At 59.0% G+C, this 19,814-nt stretch carries 14 protein-coding genes; 8 read left to right on the top strand and 6 right to left on the bottom strand.

Going from position 1 to position 19,814, the window contains the following annotated elements; all coding sequences use genetic code 11:
* Positions 1–38: 38 nt before the first annotated feature.
* Positions 39–1,412 carry a S41 family peptidase gene (locus tag MARLIPOL_RS03325; RefSeq protein WP_012136663.1) on the bottom strand — a complete coding sequence of 458 codons (1,374 nt, stop codon included), beginning with the start codon at positions 1,410–1,412 and terminating at the stop codon, positions 39–41.
* Positions 1,413–1,623: 211 nt separating this feature from the next.
* Between MARLIPOL_RS03325 and gloA the strand changes: the two genes are divergently transcribed.
* Positions 1,624–2,172 carry a lactoylglutathione lyase gene (gene gloA, locus MARLIPOL_RS03320; protein ID WP_012136662.1) on the top strand — a complete coding sequence of 183 codons (549 nt, stop codon included), beginning with the start codon at positions 1,624–1,626 and terminating at the stop codon, positions 2,170–2,172.
* On the opposite strand, the gene MARLIPOL_RS03315 is transcribed toward gloA, so the two are convergent.
* The 5 genes from MARLIPOL_RS03315 to atzF all read right to left on the bottom strand — a co-directional run bounded on the left by MARLIPOL_RS03315 (position 2,173) and on the right by atzF (position 10,297).
* Positions 2,173–3,108, bottom strand: coding sequence for a DMT family transporter (locus MARLIPOL_RS03315; RefSeq protein WP_012136661.1), 936 nt, complete (start codon positions 3,106–3,108; stop codon positions 2,173–2,175).
* A 118-nt stretch (positions 3,109–3,226) separates the two neighbouring features.
* Complete coding sequence (locus MARLIPOL_RS03310; RefSeq protein ID WP_012136660.1) at positions 3,227–3,496, bottom strand: ComEA family DNA-binding protein; 270 nt, start codon at positions 3,494–3,496, stop codon at positions 3,227–3,229.
* A 428-nt stretch (positions 3,497–3,924) separates the two neighbouring features.
* Entirely contained in the window at positions 3,925–4,647 is a 723-nt protein-coding gene (locus tag MARLIPOL_RS03305; protein ID WP_012136659.1) for a GntR family transcriptional regulator, read from the bottom strand.
* 159 nt (positions 4,648–4,806) lie between these two features.
* On the bottom strand, positions 4,807–8,439 hold the full coding sequence (gene uca, locus MARLIPOL_RS03300; protein WP_012136658.1) for an urea carboxylase: 3,633 nt from the start codon (positions 8,437–8,439) through the stop codon (positions 4,807–4,809).
* Positions 8,440–8,452: 13 nt separating this feature from the next.
* The gene (atzF, locus tag MARLIPOL_RS03295; RefSeq protein WP_012136657.1) at positions 8,453–10,297 is read right to left on the bottom strand and encodes an allophanate hydrolase; all 1,845 of its coding nucleotides are present in this window, start codon (positions 10,295–10,297) and stop codon (positions 8,453–8,455) included.
* A 347-nt stretch (positions 10,298–10,644) separates the two neighbouring features.
* On the opposite strand from atzF, the gene urtA reads away from it, so the two are divergent.
* From urtA to MARLIPOL_RS03260, 7 genes are all read left to right on the top strand, one after another.
* Positions 10,645–11,955, top strand: a complete 1,311-nt coding sequence (urtA, locus tag MARLIPOL_RS03290; protein WP_012136656.1) for an urea ABC transporter substrate-binding protein — start codon at positions 10,645–10,647, stop codon at positions 11,953–11,955.
* Between the two features lie 115 nt (positions 11,956–12,070).
* On the top strand, positions 12,071–13,729 hold the full coding sequence (gene urtB, locus MARLIPOL_RS03285; RefSeq protein WP_012136655.1) for an urea ABC transporter permease subunit UrtB: 1,659 nt from the start codon (positions 12,071–12,073) through the stop codon (positions 13,727–13,729).
* A 3-nt stretch (positions 13,730–13,732) separates the two neighbouring features.
* On the top strand, positions 13,733–14,884 hold the full coding sequence (gene urtC, locus MARLIPOL_RS03280) for an urea ABC transporter permease subunit UrtC (protein WP_012136654.1): 1,152 nt from the start codon (positions 13,733–13,735) through the stop codon (positions 14,882–14,884).
* The gene (gene urtD, locus MARLIPOL_RS03275) at positions 14,881–15,705 is read left to right on the top strand and encodes an urea ABC transporter ATP-binding protein UrtD (protein ID WP_012136653.1); all 825 of its coding nucleotides are present in this window, start codon (positions 14,881–14,883) and stop codon (positions 15,703–15,705) included. The genes urtC and urtD overlap by 4 nt, the downstream gene beginning before the upstream one ends.
* A complete protein-coding gene (urtE, locus tag MARLIPOL_RS03270; RefSeq protein ID WP_012136652.1) occupies positions 15,705–16,403 on the top strand; it encodes an urea ABC transporter ATP-binding subunit UrtE in 699 nt (232 codons plus the stop codon). Before urtD ends, urtE begins: the two co-directional genes overlap by 1 nt.
* Before the next feature lie 548 nt (positions 16,404–16,951).
* Positions 16,952–18,631, top strand: a complete 1,680-nt coding sequence (locus tag MARLIPOL_RS03265) for a competence protein CoiA family protein (protein ID WP_012136651.1) — start codon at positions 16,952–16,954, stop codon at positions 18,629–18,631.
* 250 nt (positions 18,632–18,881) lie between these two features.
* Positions 18,882–19,787: a hypothetical protein gene (locus tag MARLIPOL_RS03260; RefSeq protein WP_012136650.1), complete on the top strand. Its 906-nt coding sequence runs from the start codon at positions 18,882–18,884 to the stop codon at positions 19,785–19,787.
* The last annotated feature ends 27 nt before the right edge of the window (positions 19,788–19,814 follow it).

Raw genomic sequence — 19,814 nt, 5'->3', positions numbered from 1 at the left:
TCTCTGAACGGGACGTAAAGGCCGAGTTTATCACAGCCTCACAACTTCCTGCCGGCTAGGCCACCATGGCGATCCTGCCTCAACACGTGGTCCAACATCGGGTCCCGGCCGGCTTCCCGGCCACGGCGACCCAGGAACCTCAGGCGAATGTGGGGCGGGATGCCCGCATCCTCGTAGATCTCTCCATCAAACGCCCGGTAGATCTCGTTCGATAGGGTCAGTTCCCAGCCGTTGGTCAGGTGGCGTTCCAGCGTGTCTGAAAGGATGCCCTGGGTGGGCTCGCCTATCAGCGTCACGCGGGGATGTTGCAGCAACGCAAGCACGAAAATTTCAGCGGCGCTGGCGGTGAGCTCGCTGGTCAGCACGAACAGGTTCCCACGATAGGTCCCGGTGCTGGCGGGCGCGACATGGATCGCCTGCCGGCCGGTGTAACCGTTGCCCTGCCGGGCGGACTTGGTGAAGGCCAGGCGTTTCCGGTCCATCAGGTAGGAGGCGAAGCGGAGCGCCACGCCGTCGTAGCCGCCACCGTTACCCCGTATATCCACCACCAGGTTGGGCAGGCCGCCCACCTCTGCCATCACCTGTTGCATCAGGGCGTGGACGGCGGCCAGGTCGTCCGCCGGATAACCGATCCTGCCGCTTTGGCCCGCCATGGCCCGGATGTTGAGGTAACCGGTGTCGTCGCTCAGGCGGCCCCACTCAACCAGGTGATTGCCACCCTGGTGGACGCGGCCACCCAGGTAGTCGTCGTGAATCACCTCACGGAGCCACGCACGCAGCCCGCCCAGGTAGCTGGCGATATCCTCGGTGGTGTCGGCCGCCTCCAATTCGTCGTCAAGGCGCTTGTAGATGGCGGGCAGGGGGGCGGAGTTGTACTGGCCCCAAGGCGAGTGCAGGTGGACGTGGCCGTCCCGTAATAGGTGAAGCATGGCGACCACGGTGGCGTAAAGTACCTCCGGGTGACAGTCCGGTGTGATCCTGGGGCGGAAATCCCGATACGCCTGATGCCAGTCCACGCCCTTGAGGTCGAACAGCGCGTATTGCTCCGCAAAGGTGTGCCAGAACACCTCGAAATTGTACTCCGGATCTTGTGGTTTCCGGCCGCGGGTATCGGCGATGGTTGCGGGCAGAGTCTTGAGGCGGCGAAAACCGATGCGGGTGACCCCCGTTGCCCGGTGCGCGCTGAAGGCCTGTCCGCCGGGTGATACCGTCAGGGTATCGTAACGCTCGCTCAACTCGTCGAGCGACCCGGAAAACAGCGGCAGGCAACTGATCGAGGTTTCCTCAAAAAAGGTGTACTGGTCTTCCTCGATCAGCAGCACCTTGCCATAGCCGAGGGATCGCCAAACGCCTTGCAGGTGACCGAAATCGGTTGCAGATGGGGACCTCTGGGTCCGGCGGGCGATTTTCATGGCAAGGGTCCAGAAAGCAGGAGGCTGAAAACGTCGTCGACTATTAACAGAGGATAGCTGAGTCCTCGAACCGTCGCCGGCGGTCATCCTGCCGGGTAGTGCCGATCCGTGATTGGAAGCCTGCACCGAACACTTTATCATCGGGTTCAGTCACCGCCTTAAGGCGACCTGTTTAATATTTGAATCCTGAATGCATAAAAGGGAGCACCCCATGCCCAAGCACTTCGAACAAGCCCCAGGCCTGCACGAAGCACCCGTGCCCGAAACCGAAGGCTATGTCTTCAACCAGACCATGCTGCGTATCAAGGACCCCGAGCGCTCCATGGACTTCTACACCCGGGTAATGGGCATGCGCCTCGTCAGAAAACTCGATTTCCCGGAAATGAAATTCACCCTGTATTTCCTGGCCTATCTGGACGACCGCCAGGCCAACACCGTGCCCACCGACGATGCCCACAGAACCACCTTTACCTTTGGCCGCGAAGCGATGCTCGAGTTGACCCATAACTGGGGTACCGAAGACGAAGAAGGCTTTGCTTATCACAATGGCAATGACCAGCCCCAGGGATTTGGCCACATTGGTATCGCGGTGCCGGACGTCTACGCAGCCTGCGATCGGTTTGAGCAGCTGGGTGTGGAGTTTGTGAAAAAGCCTGACGACGGCAAGATGAAAGGCCTGGCCTTTATCATGGATCCGGACGGCTACTGGATCGAGATCCTGCAGCCGAACATGCTGGAAAAGCAGCGCAAGGACAGCTGATCAGTCAGTGTTGGCAGTGCCGGGAGCCCTCCCGGCACTGCTCCTGGACGCCACGATGACCGCCGTGGTGAGGATCAGTGCCCCTGCGATACCAGTCACCCCGAGTACCTCCCCGAGAATCACCCAGGCCAACAGCGCCACAAACAGCGGCTCCAGGGTCACGATGATGCTGGATAGCGACGCTGGTGTGGTTTTCATGCCGGTAAAGAAGCAGACATAACCGATGCAGGTTGGCACCACGCCGATGTAGACCACCATCAGCCAGTGCCGGGGGGCGAGAGTGGTCAGCCCGTCAATACCGCCTGTCAGTGCCACCACAGGCAACAGGATCAGCGCGGCGGTCAGGAAACAGATAAAGGCCGTGGTGAACACCGGCGTGCCGGCGGAATTGTAGCGGCTGGTCAGAGTGAACCCGGTATACACCACCGCAGCGAGCAGGGCCATCAGGATGCCCGCCAGGCGCAGTTGGCCCGTGGTGTCCATATCGCTGATCACCAGCATACCGGTCCCCATGATCGCCGCGATCAGCGCCAGCAACGTCACCAGCCCAGGTCGCTCGCCCAGCAGTGGTGCCGCCATGATGGCCACCAGCACCGGTGGCAGGCAGAGCGCAATCAACGTGGCAATGCCGGCGCCGGTCAGATCAACGGCCAGCAGGTAACTGCCCTGGTAGAACGCCTGGAATAACCCCAGTGCCGTCAGAGGGATCAGGGCTTTCAGAGTCAGGTCTCGGAGAGAAATGGCCGATGCAGTGCCCGCCAGGTCACGTTGTTCACGGCGCATCAGAACATAGAAGAAGGGTAGCGCGACCACCAGGCGCAGGAAGCCCAGAGTGATGGCCTGTAGCTCTGTTCCGGTGAACAGGAATTTTGCCACGATGCCGGTAGTCGCCCATAACAGGGCTGCCAGGGCGATCAGTATTGCACCATGAATCATCGGGTAACCACCACGTTCTCTACCTCAATCCCTTGTCAGCAGGGCGAGAGGTTAACAGCGCGTTGGCGGCGACACCAGAGAAGAGGGGCGGAACCCGGATGGCTCCGCCAGGACAGCGTTACTTTACGGTAAGGCTGTCAGCGTTCTTCTCAATCGTACGCTCACCAATGCCTTTCACATTGGCCAGATCTTGCGGTGCCTGGAATGGGCCGTTGGCTTCGCGGTAAGCAACAATGGCTTCTGCCTTGCTCTGACCAATGCCGTTGAGGCCGGCCAGGGTTTCGATGTCGGCGGTGTTGATGTTGATTGCAGCCGGTTCAGCGTGGGCAAAGCCTGTGAACAGGCTGAACAGCAGTACCAGTGTGGCAATCATTGGGGTGCGTTTCATGGATTCGAACTCCTGAGTCTGAAAACGATCGTTATGGTTAAGTGCCAGAACGCAGTCAGCTGGAAGTTCGCTTTGAGAGTGATTGCCGCAAGTGAGCAAAACTGGAAGGTATAAGTGCACGGAACAGGACCACATTCCATGTGGCCCCAAATCCGTGGCTGACCCCCGCCTGATCCTTCAGGCTGCACACGTCCTGTGCGCTTCATCCCTGGTGGTCGTCCCTGTCAGCCCATTTCCGTGGGCAACTCCTGATCCGTGGAGTTATCATCCCTGAACCAACTTCCCTGCTGGCTTGTCATCCCTGACAGTTGTCATTCTACAGGGGGTTGGGGTTGTACAAATCGGAGATTCGCTCCCGATGGTGTGCGATATCTCCTACAGATCTGTGAGCCCGTGGAGTAGGCGTAAAATGAACCTGAGTTCAGTGTTTATGCGCTCTCCGGAGCAATTTTTCGCCCGCCACGATGAGCTTCTGCGGCCTCGCGAATTCGTTCCATGGTGATTTCGCGAACGGCTTTTTGTGAGGTACGAATGTGCTGGGTCAGTTTGTCCGCGGCAACGGTTGCCTCGCCAGCCCGAATTGCTGCCAGGATCTCGGAGTGTTCTTTGTAGGTCGCATCCACCCGATCATCCCGGGTGAAGTCCAGCCGGCGGATAATCCGTAGTCGGTCAGTTATTTCCCGATGAATGCGGGTCATCTCCCTGTTGCCAGCAGCGGCAACCAAATCGCAATGGAAGCTTTCGTCCAGAGCACGAACGGTGCTTCCCACTGCCCGCTCTGACGGGTGATCCGGGTTCCAGATAGCCGTTAAAGTCCTCAACGCTTGTGGTGGCTCGTCGAGGGCGCAGATCTTGTGCATTGCAGCCCGTTCCAGCGTTATACGAAGATCGTAAAGTTCTTCGACTTGCTGAAAATCAAACGGCTTGACCTGCCAGCCACTACGGAACAGGACTTCGACGTAGCCTTCTCTCTGCAATCGATAGAGCGCTTCTCTCACCGGCGTTCGGCTAGCGCTCAATCTGGTTCCAACATCACCTTCACTGAACTTGTCACCAGGAATTAAACGAAACTCAAAGATGTCATCTTTAAGGGCTTCGTACACCCGGTCGGCCATACTCTCTTTACGTTTAACCGCAGTCTTGCGAGTCATAACATAGCTCTTTAGTGACCATTGCACTGAACTTTGGGGGCGGCGGCGATGGGGGGAGTCTTTTTTAAAAACGTCGCTTGAACTCGCTTTGCTCAGACAGGCGACGTTTTTAAAAAAGACTCCCCCCACCACCGCTACATACTCTAGTGTTGGAGTCCCTTAGATTTTAATGCTTAGTATAGGTTCTCCGGGGGTTACGGCTTTGCCTGGTGAGGTATGTAATGCGCTGATCTCACCGGATAGAGTGGCGTTTATTTCGAACTCCATTTTCATGGCCTCTACGATGACCAATGGATCACCCTCATTGACCGTATCACCGGGTTTAACCAAACATTTCCAGATATTGCCTGCGATTTCGGCACTGACCAACTCCCCGAATTTTTCCAGATCGGATGCATCTGGTTTCGGAGGTGCCTTGGCCAGTTTATCAAGCTCTTCTGCTTCGCTGTCTTTCCAGAGTGCGACTTCTTTTGCATAAGCGGCTTGCTGCATCTTCCTGAATTCAGCAATGGAGTCGGCGTTTGCATCCAGAAACGCCTGGTGAGATTTCAGATCGAAAGTCTCTTCTTCAATCTTCACTTCCAGTTGGCCAGCGCGGAACTCGTCACGCATTTCGTCCAGCTCAGCCTCGGTGACCGGGTAATAGCACACCTGATCGAAGAATCGTAACAGCCAGGGAGCGCCTTCGGCGAACTGGGGGTTCTTCAGGTATTTGTTCCAGATGGGCAGTGTGCGGCCTACCAACTGGTAACCACCGGGGGAGTCCATGCCGTAGATGCACATGTAGACGCCGCCGATACCGACGGTGCCTTCCGCCGTGTAAGTCCGGGCCGGGTTGTATTTGGACGTTAACAGGCGGTGCCTTGGATCGAGGGGCACGGCACACGGAGCGCCGAGGTAAACGTCACCCAGGCCCAAAACCAGATAACGGGCCGAGAACAGTACATCCCGAACCTCTTCCCGCGTCTGCAGGCCGTTGATGCGCTGCATGAAGTCGACGTTGTTGGGCAGCCAGGGCGCGGTGTCGCGCACGGACTGGCGGTATTTGTCGACGGCTTCGAGGGTGGCGCTGTCTTCGAAGGCCATGGGCAGGTGGATGACGCGGCTGCGGACTTTCAGTTCGTCCGTGGGCGGCAGGGTGCCTTCCAGGTCCAGCAGGTATTCCATCAGTGCCTGTTGCGGCAGAAGCCGCGCGTCATAACGTAGTTGCAGGGAGCGTACGCCCGGGGACAGTTCCAGCAAGCCGGAGGGTTGCACGTCGGCGATGGCTTCCATCAGGGCGTGAATGCGCATGCGCACACCCAGGTCCATCACATTAGGGCCGTATTCCAGCAGGATGTACTGGTCGCCGGCCTGGCGGTAGGTGACTTCCGGGCGGCCTTCTTTCTCGGGCAGGTACGCCAGGATGGTGGCGGACAGGTCGTTCAGCGGCGCCAGGTCCGGGGCGATCAGGGCCACCGCCGGCGGGGCCATTAAACTGTTGATGGCCAGTTCCTGGCGTTCGGACAGTTTCACGGCGGTGTCGTTGTCGATGGCGACGAAACGGATGGTGTCGCCGGGTTTCACCTGGCCGACTTTCCACAGCTCGGCCTTGGCGATGGTCACCGGGCACACGAAGCCGCCCAGGCTGGGGCCGTCCTTGGTGAGGATCACGGGCATGTCGCCGGTGAAGTTGATGGAGCCGATGGCGTATTCGCAGTCGTGGATGTTGGACGGGTGCAGGCCGGCTTCGCCGCCGTCTTCCCGGGTGAACTCCGGTTTCGGGCCGTTCAGGCGGATGCCCAGGCGGTTGGAGTTGTAGTGCACTTCCCAGTCCTGCTCGAAGAACTTCTCGATGGACTTTTCGGTGAAGAAATCCGGGGCACCATGGGGGCCATAGAGCACCCCGATTTCCCAGTGGTCCGGGTAGTCGGGGATCAGGTCCGGGTCTGCCGGCGCGGGATCGTGCGTGGGTGCCGTGGTGGTGCAGGCCGGCAGGTCGATCTGGCTGATGCCCAGCATGTCACCGGGGCGTAAGGGCCGGCCGCCGTGGCCGCCGAACTGGCCGAGGGCAAAGGTGGAACGGCTGCCCAGATACACCGGCACATCAAACCCGCCTCGCACAGCCAGGTACGTGCGGCAGCCCTTGATGGCCTTGCCAACGGCCAGCACCTGGCCGGCTTTTACGGTGATGGGTTTCCAGAACTCCACCGGCTTGTCGTCCAGCGTCGCTTCCGTCAGCGCACCAGTCAGCGCCACGACCGAATCCTTGTGGAACTTCAGGCTGGGGCCGATCAGGGTGGCTTCCAGCCCCGCCGCCTCGTGGTGGTTGCCGACGATACGGTTGGCGATGCGGAAGGCGTAGTCGTCCATCGGACCACTGGGCGGCACGCCGATGTTCCAGTAGCCCATTCGGCCGGGGTAATCCTGCACGGTGGTGTAGGTGCCGGGTTTCACTACCTCCGCCACCGACGGTTTGAACTCGAAGCTTTCCAGCGCGCGGGTGGAGACAACCCCATCGGCAAAGCTCTGCTGGGCCACCACCTGGCGCAGGTAATCCAGGTTGGTGGCGATACCCATCAGCCGGGTTTCAGCGAGGGCGGCTTTCAGTTTGGCCAGGGCGTCGTCGCGGTCTTTGCCGTGTACGATCAGCTTGGCGATCATCGGGTCATAGTGGGCAGAGACTTCGCTACCGTTTTCCACCCAGGTGTCCACACGCACGCCGTCTTCCGGCCAGTGCACGTCGGTCAGCTCGCCCGGGGAGGGCTGGAAATCCTTCAGCGGGTCTTCGGCGTAGATGCGCACTTCCATGGAGGCGCCATTCAGTTCCGGCTGGACGTTCGCCAGATCCGGGCTTTCACCGGCGGCAATTTTAAGCATCCACTCGATCAGGTCCAGACCGGTGACGGACTCGGTCACCGGGTGCTCTACCTGTAAGCGAGTGTTTACTTCCAGGAAGTAGAATTCGTCCCGTTCCTCGTCGTAAATGTATTCCACGGTACCGGCGGAACGGTAATTCACCGACTGGCCGAGGGACACGGCGGCGTCCAGCATCTTCTGGCGGGTGGTCGCCGGCAGGTTCGGGGCCGGGGTTTCTTCCACCACCTTCTGATTGCGGCGCTGCAGGGAACAGTCCCGCTCGCCGAGGGCGACGACATTGCCTTCGCCATCCCCGAACATCTGCACTTCCACGTGGCGGGCGCGGGCGATGAAGCGCTCCAGGAACACGCCGCTGTCATTAAAGAAGCTCTGGCCCTGGCGGCGCACGGTTTCAAACGCGTCCCGCAGTTCGCTTTCGCCGTTGCAGCGGGTCAGGCCGATGCCGCCACCGCCGGCGGTGCTTTTCAGCATCACCGGGTAGCCCAGCTGGTTCGCCACGCCCAGCGCTTCGTCCAGCGTTTCCAACAGGCCGCTGCCCGGCGCCAGGGGCACGCCGGCGGCTTCCGCCAGTTCCCGTGCCCGGTGTTTCAGGCCGAACTCCCGCATCTGCGTGGGTGTGGGGCCGATGAAGGCAATGCCGTCGGCTTCGCAGGCTTCGGCGAATTCCGCGTTCTCTGACAGGAAGCCGTAGCCGGGAATAATGGCGGTCGCGCCGGTTGCTTTGGCGGCGGCCAGAATCTGGGCCTTGTCGAGGTAGGTTTCGCTGGCGCCGTTACCGGTCAGCGCCACGGCTTCGTCCGCGAGGGTGACGTGCAGGCTGTGGCGATCCTGATGGGAATAGACCGCGACGCTGCCCACGCCCATGGCCTTGAGGGTACGAATGGTGCGTACAGCGATTTCGCCACGGTTGGCGATCAGAACTTTGTTAAACATGGGGCAGATCTCCTTAAGCCTGGCCGGATTTGAGTGCAGTGATGTAGGCGCGCCAGCCACCGAATTCGGTCACATCGCGGGCGCCTTCAAGGCCGTAGCCTTCGCAGATAAAGCCGTTGACCCAGCGGCCATCGGCCAGCTCGACATTGCCGATGCCCAGAGGCGCGGGGATAAGATCGACAAAGGAGCCGAATTCGGAACTGGCCATCTGCCATACCTCCACAATCATTTCGCAGCCGTCCTCCGGGCCGACGCGCTTGAGGCCGGGTTTTGGAGGCGTGGTGTTGGGCAGGGCGTAAAGCCGGTAGTTGGCCGAGGTGGTGGTTTGTTCCAGCAGCACCGCGTTGCGCTCGGTAAGTTGAGTATTCAGGGGCATGCCGGTGAGATGGGCGCCTACCACGGCCACAGTGATGGTGTCCGCCGAAGCCGGGCTGACCGGGAGTTCCTGCGGTCGCTTGCAGTCGGTTGCACCCAGGGGTGTCGGGTGGGCGTTCAGCCACTGACAGGCCAGTCTTTGCAATTCCGCGTCTTTCCAGGCGCCGCTGATCAGGGTGATGCCGAAGGGCAGGCCGTCATCCCGGAAACCGGCCGGCACCGCCAGGGCGCAGAAGTCCGCCAGATTGACGAAATTCGTGTAGGTGCCCAACTGGCTATTGAGCGTCACCGGGTCCGCATTCACTGCCGCTATGGTGGGCGCGGTCGGTGCGGTGGGCACCAGCAGGGCGTCGACAGCCTGCAACCGTTCATCAATGGCGCGCACCAGCTCTTCCTTGCGGTACTGGGCCTTGAAGGTGTCGGTGGCGCTGAAGTTGCCCGCTTTCTCAATAATGCCTTTGACCACCGGGTTCATGTCACTGGCGTGATCCGCCATAAACGCTTCCACGGCAGCCTGGCGCTCAGCCACCCAGGGGCCTTCGTACAACAGCGCGGCCAGCTCCAGCATGGGGGCAAAATCCATCGGCACCAGTTCCACATCCTGCTGGCGCCAGTTGCTGACGGCGGTGTTCCAGGCCGCTTCCGATTGCTGGTCACCAAACCATTGCGGGTGCTCGGGAATCGCCAGGCGTTTGATCGGCCCGCCACGGCGAATCGCGGGGCCATCGGTGGGCAAGCTGGTTGGCGTCTTACGGGAAAACGCATCGCTGGACTGATAACCGGCCATGATGTCCTGCAGCGCACCGGCATCGCCCACCGTCAGCGCAAAGATGGACACGCAATCCAGGGATTTGCACGCCGGCACCACGCCTTCAATGCTGAATAGGCCCTTGGTGGGTTTCAGACCCACCAGATTGTTCAGCCCTGCCGGTACCCGACCGGAGCCGGCGGTGTCGGTTCCCAGGGCAAACGGCACTAACCCGCGCGCCACCAAAGAAGCAGAGCCCGAACTGGAACCACCGCTGACCACCTCCGGTTTGAAGGTATTGGGCACCGCACCATAAGGGGAACGGGTACCCACCAGCCCGGTGGCGAACTGGTCCAGGTTGGTTTTACCGATCAGTACCGCACCGGCGGCTTTCAGGCGGGCGACGGTGGCGGCGTCCTGCCCTGGTGCATAGGCGTAGGCGGGGCAGGCGGCGGTGGTCTCGAAGCCCACGGCATCGATGTTGTCCTTCACCGCGAATGGCACACCGTATAAAGGCAGCGCTGCCAGATCGCCGCCGGCTTGCTCCCGACGCTGCTCCAGCTCGGCCAGGGCCTTCTTTAAACCGGCCTGGTCGATCAGCGAGATCCAGGCAACGTCCTTTTTATTGGCAGTATCCAGGCTGGCGAGCAAATCGCCCAGCAGTGTCTTCGGTGACTGGCCCTGTTCATAGGCGGCGCGCCAGTCCTGAAGTGTCCATCCACGTGTTGAAGGCATGGGTTGTCCTCGTGCAGGTTGTCATCTTGTATACATCCTGATTGGCAATGCCCGTGCCATTTGGCGAATTTTATTTAAAATACATATAAAACAATTGCTTAGTAAAATAGCGTTCAAAGTTGGTGCGAAACGGAATGCCCAAGTACGGTGCGATCGCACCAAAACTGAACCGGAAAACAGGGGGTTGGGAGGGGTTTAGCCCTGCTCTGTGGCGGGAGTGGTGGCTTGTATACTAGATAACGTGCTGTTTTTACTGAATATACAGGCAATGTGGAACGGCAGATGCAGAGAGGGAAGTGCGTTTACGACGAACGGCATAACCCAACGAAGATAAAAGGACTCACAACATGAGCATCAAAAAACACGTGAAGCTGGGCCTCTCTGCACTGGCGCTGTCGGTATCCTTCCACGCCATGGCGGCGGAAGATCCCATTAAGGTCGGTATCCTGCACTCCCTGTCCGGCACCATGGCGATCAGTGAAACCGCCCTGAAAGACACCATGGAAATGCTGATCGAACAGCAGAACGCCAAAGGCGGCATCGACGGCCGTCAGCTGGAAGCCGTGGTGGTCGACCCCGCCTCCAACTGGCCGCTGTTCGCAGAAAAAGCCCGCGAGCTGCTGGAAAAAGAAAAAGTGGACGTGATCTTCGGTAACTGGACCTCGGTCTCCCGCAAATCCGTACTGCCGGTGGTGGAAGAGCTCAACGGCCTGCTGTTCTACCCGGTACAGTATGAAGGCGAAGAGTCGTCCGAGAACGTGTTCTACACCGGTGCGGCGCCCAACCAGCAGGCGATTCCGGCGGTGGACTACCTGAAGAACGAACTGGGCGTTGAGCGCTGGGTTCTGGCGGGCACTGATTATGTGTATCCCCGCACCACCAACAAGATCCTGGAAACCTACCTGAAAGACATGGGTGTGGCCGAAGGCGACATCATGATCAACTACACGCCTTTCGGTTACTCCGACTGGCAGTCCATCGTCTCCGACATCAAGAAGTTCGGCAGCGCCGGCAAGAAGACCGCCGTGGTCTCCACCATCAACGGTGACGCCAACGTACCATTCTACCGCGAACTGGGTAACCAGGGCATTGCCTCTTCAGATATCCCTGTTGTGGCCTTCTCCGTGGGCGAGCAGGAACTGGCCGGCATCGACACCGGCCCGCTGGTCGGTCACCTGGCGGCCTGGAACTACTTCATGAGCGTGGACAGCGACGCCAACTACGACTTCATCGACGCCTGGATCGACTACAAGGGCGACGAGAAAGCCGTTACCAACGATCCGATGGAAGCCCACTACATCGGCTTCAACATGTACGTGGAAGCGGTCGAGAAGGCCGGCACCACCGATGTCGACGCGGTGAAAGACGCCATCATCGGCGTGAGCGTACCCAACCTGACTGGCGGCTACGCCACCATGATGCCCAACCACCACATCACCAAGCCGGTGCTGATTGGTGAGATCCAGGACAACGGCCAGTTCTCCGTAGTCTGGGAAACCTCCTCCACCGTGGCCGGCGATGCCTGGTCTGACTTCCTGCCGGGTTCCCGTGACCTGATTTCCGATTGGCGCGCCCCGCTGAAGTGCGGCAACTTCAACGTCAAGTCCGGCACCTGTGGTGCTTCTGCCGGCGAACAGGCCCTGGCTGACGCTGAATAATCACGCGGCAAACCTGTAAAGAGAACCCCGGGGCGGCGTGATCGCCCCGGGTGTTCCGGACCCCGGAACCAACGATTCATTGCCAACCTTTTATTTCCAACAACAGGACGGACACATGGGCATCTTCCGATGGCTCACGCCTCTTTGTCTCAACGCCCTCTGCCTCAAAGCCCTCTACCTTAAACCGCTGGGCCTTGTCTTGCTGCTGGTGCTGAGCCTGCCGGCTCACAGCCAGACCGAAGCCGATCCGGGGCAGGCGCTTCTCACCAACCTGGCAGACGCCTCATCCAGAGAGATAGACGCCGCCATTGAAGCCATCGTAGACAGCGGTGATCCCCGCGCCAGAGACTGGCTGGACGCCTTTGGCAACAATCGCCTGAGCCGTATCAAAGACACCGGGCAGGTGGTGGAAGTGCTCCGCAACGTGGGCCGCAACTGGACCATCGCCGACCCGCTCACCGGTGAGAACCTGGGCGAGATGTCCCGCCGGGAGCTGGACCGGGTCAACATCAACAACGCCATCCGCGGCAAACTGGAAGGCGTGCTGGCCATGCTGGACCTGTACTCGGACGACCCCGAGGTGCAGGAAAAAGCCGCCGAAGCCATGATGGGCAAAGTGAACGCCAGCGTGGTGAAACCACTGACCAAATTACTGGAACGGGACCTGCCGGGTCCGGTTCGCAATCGCATTGAAGAATCCGTTGCCATCTACCAGCTGGAGCAGGGCGATGCCGAAGCTCAGGCCCAGGCCATCACCGTACTGACCGGCAGCCTGCACAGCAACGCCCGCGCCGCCCTCAACAACGCGGCAGTCGGAGACGATCCGGCCCTGGCGGCCCGCGCCCAGGAAGCGCTGGTCTCCATCGAACAGAAACTGAAAATGAACCGCGCCGCTGAGACCCTGTATTTCGGGTTGTCCCTCGGCTCGGTACTGGTGCTGGCGGCCATCGGCCTGGCCATCACCTTTGGCGTGATGGGTGTGATCAACATGGCCCACGGCGAACTGATCATGCTGGGGGCCTACACCACCTGGGGCATGCAGCAACTGTTACCCGGCCAGCCCGGGCTGGCGCTGATCCTGTCCATCCCCGCCGGGTTCCTGGTGGCGGCGCTGGCGGGCATCGCCATCGAGCGCAGCGTGATCCAGCACCTCAAAGGCCGCCCGCTGGAAACCCTGCTGGCCACCTTTGGTGTCAGCCTGATCCTGCAGCAACTGGTACGCACGGTGATTTCCCCCCTCAACCGCTCGGTGACCACCCCGGAATGGATGAGCGGCTCGCTGGTGATCAACGGCGCCCTGTCGCTGACCCTGAACCGCATGTACGTTATCGGTTTTGCCCTGGTGGTGTTCGCTGGGCTGATGCTGATCATGCGCAAGACCCGCCTCGGCCTGGAAGTGCGGGCGGTGACCCAGAACCGTGCCATGGCCCGGTCCATGGGCATTCGCGCCACCCGGGTGGACATCCTCACCTTCGGCCTGGGTTCCGGCGTGGCCGGACTGGCGGGCGTTGCGCTGTCGCAGATCACCAATGTCGGCCCCAACCTGGGCCAGAACTACATCATCGACTCGTTCATGGTGGTGGTGTTCGGTGGCGTGGGTAACCTCTGGGGCACCCTGCTGGCGGGTCTGTCACTGGGCACCATCAACCAGATCCTGGAACCCTGGGCCGGTTCGGTACTGGCCAAGATCATGGTGCTGGTGCTGATCATCCTGTTCATTCAAAAACGCCCCAAGGGACTCTTTCCCCAGAAGGGCCGGGCCGCGGAGGGCTGAGCTATGCCGACATCACAAACCTGGCTGCTCCGGCCATTACAGGAGCGTTCCACACAGATATTCCTCGGGGTGCTGTTTGCCGCGGTGGCGCTGGTCACCCTGCTGCACCTGATCATGCCGGAAGGCCATGCGCTGCACGTCAGCGCCTACACCGTCACCCTGCTGGGTAAATACCTGTGCTACGCGCTGCTGGCGGTGGCGGTGGATCTGGTGTGGGGTTACCTGGGCATTCTCAGCCTGGGCCACGGCGCCTTCTTTGCCATCGGCGGCTACGCCATGGGCATGTACCTGATGCGCCAGATCGGTGATCGCGGCGTGTACGGCGACCCGGTGCTGCCGGACTTCATGGTGTTCCTGAACTGGGACTCGCTGCCCTGGTACTGGCAGGGCTTCGACATGGCCTGGTTCGCCTTCATCATGGTGCTGCTGGCCCCGGGCCTGCTGGCGCTGGTGTTCGGCTTCCTGGCGTTCCGCTCCCGGGTGACCGGGGTGTACCTGTCGATCATCACCCAGGCACTGACCTTTGCGCTGATGCTGGCCTTCTTCCGCAACGAGATGGGCTTTGGCGGCAACAACGGCCTGACCGACTTCCGCGACATCCTCGGCTTCAACCTGCGCACCGATTCCACACGGCTGGGGCTGTTCATCGCCACCGGCATCGCGCTGGCCATCGGCTACGTGATCTGCCGCGGCATTGTCACCAGCAAACTGGGCCGGGTCAGTGTGGCCTGCCGCGACGCCGAAGCCCGCACCCGTTTTCTGGGTTACCGGGTGGAACGGGTGCAGCTGTTTGTGTTCGTGGTCTCCGCCATGCTGGCGGGCGTGGCCGGCGCGCTGTATGTGCCGCAAGTGGGCATCATCAACCCCAGTGAATTCTCACCCCTGTTCTCCATCGAAGTCGTGGTGTGGGTTGCGCTGGGTGGCCGTGCCACCCTCTACGGCGCAGTGATTGGCGCCATTCTGGTGAACTACGCCAAAACCGTGTTCACCGGCGTGATGCCGGACGCCTGGCTGTTCGCCCTCGGCGGTCTGTTTGTGCTGGTCACCGTGTTCCTGCCCAAAGGCATCGCCGGCCTGCTGCAGAAGCGCCAGAAGCCAGATGAGGACAGCAACGCCGATCCATCCAAACCCAAACCACAGGAGGCCACCGCATGAGCATGTTCGAGCAACTCACCAACCGCGAGCGCGTGTTCGAATTCCTCGCGCCCGAAGCCTCCCCGGTGGACGTGCGCCACGGCCCGATCCTGTACCTGGAAGACGTGAACGTGAGCTTTGACGGCTTCAAGGCCATCAACAACCTCAACCTCACCATCGACGACGGCGAGCTGCGCTGCATCATCGGCCCCAACGGCGCGGGCAAAACCACCATGATGGACATCATCACCGGCAAAACCCGCCCGGACACCGGCTCCGTATGGTTCGGCAGCCGCCACAACCTGCTCACCAAGAGTGAGCCGGACATCGCCAGCCTGGGCATCGGCCGCAAGTTCCAGAAACCCACGGTATTCGAAGCCCTCACCGTGTTCGAAAACCTGGAACTGGCCATGGCCACCGACAAGCGCATCCTGCCCACGCTGACCGCCATCATGAAACCGGAATTCCGCGACCGCATCGACGAAGTGCTGGAGATGATCGGCCTGAAACAGCTGCGGGACAAACCCGCCGGCATCCTCTCCCACGGCCAGAAACAGTGGCTGGAAATCGGCATGCTGCTGATGCAGAAACCCCGGCTGCTGCTGGTGGACGAACCCGTCGCCGGCATGACCGAACAGGAAATGGAACGCACCGCCGAACTGCTCACCAGCCTCGCCGGCAAACAGTCCGTCGTGGTGGTGGAACACGACATGGGCTTCGTGCGCTCCATCGCCCGCCAGGTCACCGTGCTGCACCAGGGCAGCGTGCTGGCCGAAGGCACCATGGACCAGGTCTCCAACGACCCGGAAGTGATCAAGGTATACCTCGGGGAGGAGGCGTAATGCTCAAGATCCAACAGCTCAACCAATACTACGGCGAAAGCCACACCCTCTGGGATCTGGACCTGGACGTACCCCAGGGCCAGTGCACCTGCGTGATGGGCCGCAACGGCGTAGGCAAAACCACCCTGATGAAATGCATCATGGGCGAGGAAACCACCAAAAGCGGCAGCATTGAATTCGCCGGTGACGTGGAACTGACCAAAAAGAAAATCGAAGACCGCTCAAGACTGGGCATTGGCTACGTGCCCCAGGGCCGGCAGATCTTCCCGCTGCTGACTGTGGAAGAAAACCTGCGTACTGGCCTCGCTGTGCGCAAGGACGGCAGCAAGCAGATACCGGAGCGGGTGTATGAGCTGTTTCCGGTGCTGAAGGAAATGAAACACCGCAGAGGGGGCGACCTTTCGGGTGGGCAGCAACAGCAATTGGCGATTGGAAGAGCGCTGGTGATTGAGCCCAGACTGCTGATTCTGGATGAACCGGGGGAGGGGATTCAGCCGAATATTGTGGCGCAGATTGGGGAGGTTATTCGCCGATTAATCGAAGAAGACGGACTGACGGTGCTGCTGGTTGAGCAGAAGTTGCCGTTTGCGAGGAAGTATGCGGATCGGTTTGCGATTTTGGATCGGGGGCGGCGGGTTGCTGAGGATGAGATTGCGGGGCTGACGGATGAACTCATCAAGAAGCACCTGACGGTCTAGCCACCTGGGTATTCTCTCGCTTCGAGAGTCCTAAAAGCCCTGACTATAATGACTCCGTGCCGAGTAATGCTTGGCACGGAGTTTTTGTTTTCGAACTAATTGAGGCGAACTACGCAAATTTGCGGGCAGCTCGACAAACCATCGGCGATTGGCTATTAAACAAAAGCGAACTTTCGCGCGCCCAAGATCCAATAGAGGGCTTGTCACCCTGGGAATACCTTGCGAAGCACCAACGTGTAGAAATCTCTGATCAGCGGTGCCACTGAAATAGGGATGTTTACAAACAAGGTAAGGGTAACGGCGTTACCGGTCGGGACCTGGAGACTGCTCTTAATTTCCCGCACGCAACTGCCGCAAGACAGCTGCGGTACTTCGATCGATTGGTCAGAGCTGGCACGCCACCAGGACTGGACTTGTTCAAAGTTGAACTGGACTCGGTGGACTACAAAGCTAAACTACGGCCTGTGAATGATAAAGGCGAAGCGCTGATGAAACGGCTGAATGCAGCGCTCACCTCTAATTAGAAACGTTCTCCGGATGGAGGAACAATGGCGGGATATGGAGATCTCAGAGTTCCGTTTGGTGAGAAGAACGGTCGCCTGTACACACCGGACGAAGTTGACCAAGGCAAGGCCTGCGGCTGCCATTGCCCGTCTTGCCAGTCCCCCCTGATCGCAAATCTACCCAAAGTGAAGCGAAACTACTTCTCTCACCATCGAGCGAAGGAGTGCCCCGGTGGCTACGAAACCGCGCTTCACCGAATGGGTAAGCAAATCATTGAAGACGCCGGCTACGTCTGGCTTCCTTCGAAATCCTTCCATTTCCGAGCCCATGTGGCCGAGGACGTATACATCTCGGAAAAAGTTGTGTTCGAACCCCACAGAACGGAATTGCTTGATGTGGTTTCGGAGCAGATGGCCGAGATCTGGCGTCCGGACCTCACCGCCAACCTCAAAAACGGCTCAACGGTCTACATCGAAATTAAGGTGTCCCACGAAGTTGACGAGCCTAAGGCCGGAGCGCTCGACAACCTTATGGAGATTGACCTGGCCACGGTATCCCCAGAAGAGGTTCGGGATCTGGATGCGCTGCGAGAAATCGTTCTTCGCGCCGCACCCCGACACTGGTACCGCTGCTCGCTTTACGACGACCTGCCGCGAGTGCGCGCCGCACGGAAACGCCTCGAAGACCGGCTACCTGCAGCCAAGGCCAAGTTCGTGGCCGAACGTGAAGCTACAGAGAAGCGTGAACTGGAAAAGTTTCGCTACGAAGAAAACAAAGAGCGCCAACGAGAGCTCTATGCCCCTGACGTGGAGAAGGCGTTCCGAATGCAAAGTGAGGAGGCTCAGACAAAGCTCCACCAGCAAATGGAAGAGAAATGCGCCCCAGCCATCAGGCAAGAGCTTGCGCGGCTGCATGCCGCAGGCCACGCTTTACCGGACCGATTGCCCTTCGGCACGGGAGTTCGCCTCAAAGGGGATTGGATCGTTAGGTGTCATTACTCGCTCTGGCAAATGTTCGTCCTGGAGCATTTCATCATCAACGTGCCGGTTGGCCATCATCTGACGGTACGGGCCGTTGTTGACGCAGTGAGATCCCGATTCGGTTACATCAAGTGGATGGATCGACTTGCAACCATGAAGCTGGAAGGGAAGAAAAAGGGTCGGAAGCGTGGCACCTGGTACGCGGATACTGGCGTCTGGTTCTTGAGCGAATCAGAGAATCAGGCCATCAAAACGCCCTATTTTCTAATGCTGCAGTACCTTCGTCGGCTTTGTGACTGGCCATATAGCCTTCTGACTGAGACCGGTGAGGGGTATCGGTTCACCATAATCTCAAACAGGCCCCATGCCCGGTATCTCGAATACCAGGGTGCAGAAGCCAGAGCCGAGCAGCAGCGCGAGGCCCGGCGACGGGCAATTAAGCGTGAAGCCGAAATGATCGAGACGCAGGACGCTAAGGCAATACTTGATAAGCTTGAGGCCGAACAACGCGAGGCAGAGGCGGAAGCTCGGAGATTTAACAGAAATTTGGAGATTGCCGAGGGGCTTTACCGACGCGGTGTCTCCAAGGGTTATATCTGTAATCGCTGTCACGTGCTCATGGAACAACTGGACGCGATGAAGTGCGTTGAATGCGGTAGCCACGCAGTTCAGAGCAAAGAACTCTCGACTGAATACTATGAAAGTTATCCCTTCCGACTACGTACCATGCCAAAAATGAAGTAATTGCCACAGTTGGAGCTCTCGCTGGCGTTTCCCTATGCCTTCAAGTACCGTCGCGACAACCATCAGAGCCTCCCACTCAAGCCATTGGAGATCGAATGGAATTTACCCAGCTGGGTTCTATCCCGTTACAGCGGACATTCCCAAAGAGGCTGGGGTGTATCATGCGTATCGGGGGAACTCCAGGCAGCGCTAGATTTCTCTATTCACCATACGCAAGACAAACACGGTACAGACCCTGTAAGGATTAAAAATGGGACCAATTCTGGGAATAATCGTCCTGATTGTGATGGCGATCATCTGGTATGTCGATTGGAGTCAACCAGACAAAAAGGCGGAGAGCCTCACTCCCAACGACCTTCATACAGTAACGGCCAACAATAAACGCAAGGCGGACCAAATCGCTGACCTTGAGAAGCGCGTTGACATCTTGAACGCCAAGTATCCTGATAAAGAATTTTATCGTGATGGCCCCTACGTTAAGGAGCGCTCGGGATCAAAAATACCGCCAACTAAAGGCTTCAAAAAGTACCAAGGTGATTCGTATCTAGCGAAACATGAAGTACCACATCTTCTTTCCCGTTTGCTACGAGGTTGTGGTAAAGAGGAGCTTTTCTGGGATGATGACAAGCGGCGCATCATTTTCAGACTTGACTGCGTTGCAAAGCAACACGAGAACTACGCCGAGTGGACACAAATGTTGCTGGCTGACTTTGAGCAACCCTATGACGACAGAGAGAGATTCCTGGAGTGGGTCGACCAACTCAACATAACTCAACTTGAACCCGACGAATTAACCATGAGGCCACAAGTGGCAATCGAACCTAAGCCAGGCCTTCTTGAAGATCAAGAATACCTCAACATGGAAGTTGCTAACCACGGTCGACGCTTTATAAGAAACGTTGGAAACAGTCATCGATGGCTGATTGGGGCTTCTAATACCTCAGAAAACAAGATCAACAGAGGCTCGAAAGGCTGGGAAATCAGTGTAACCACTTCATTCCTTAAGCCGGCGACAATGAATCCTTTCGAAGATTACAGTCCTGCAAAAATGAAGCGCAAAGAAATTATCGAGAATCTGGAGAGTAGGCTTTGGAATAGGAAGTGCGTCCAGTCATTTAATGAAATCGATGATATTGCTCACATGAATGTTTCGTAGCCATTTATGTAACCAGGCTGCGGCATA

Source organism: Marinobacter lipolyticus SM19 (assembly GCF_000397065.2).
Taxonomy (GTDB): domain Bacteria; phylum Pseudomonadota; class Gammaproteobacteria; order Pseudomonadales; family Oleiphilaceae; genus Marinobacter; species Marinobacter lipolyticus.
The sequence above is the reverse complement of the archived record's forward strand: the minus strand, read 5'-3'. Positions and strand labels throughout refer to the sequence as shown.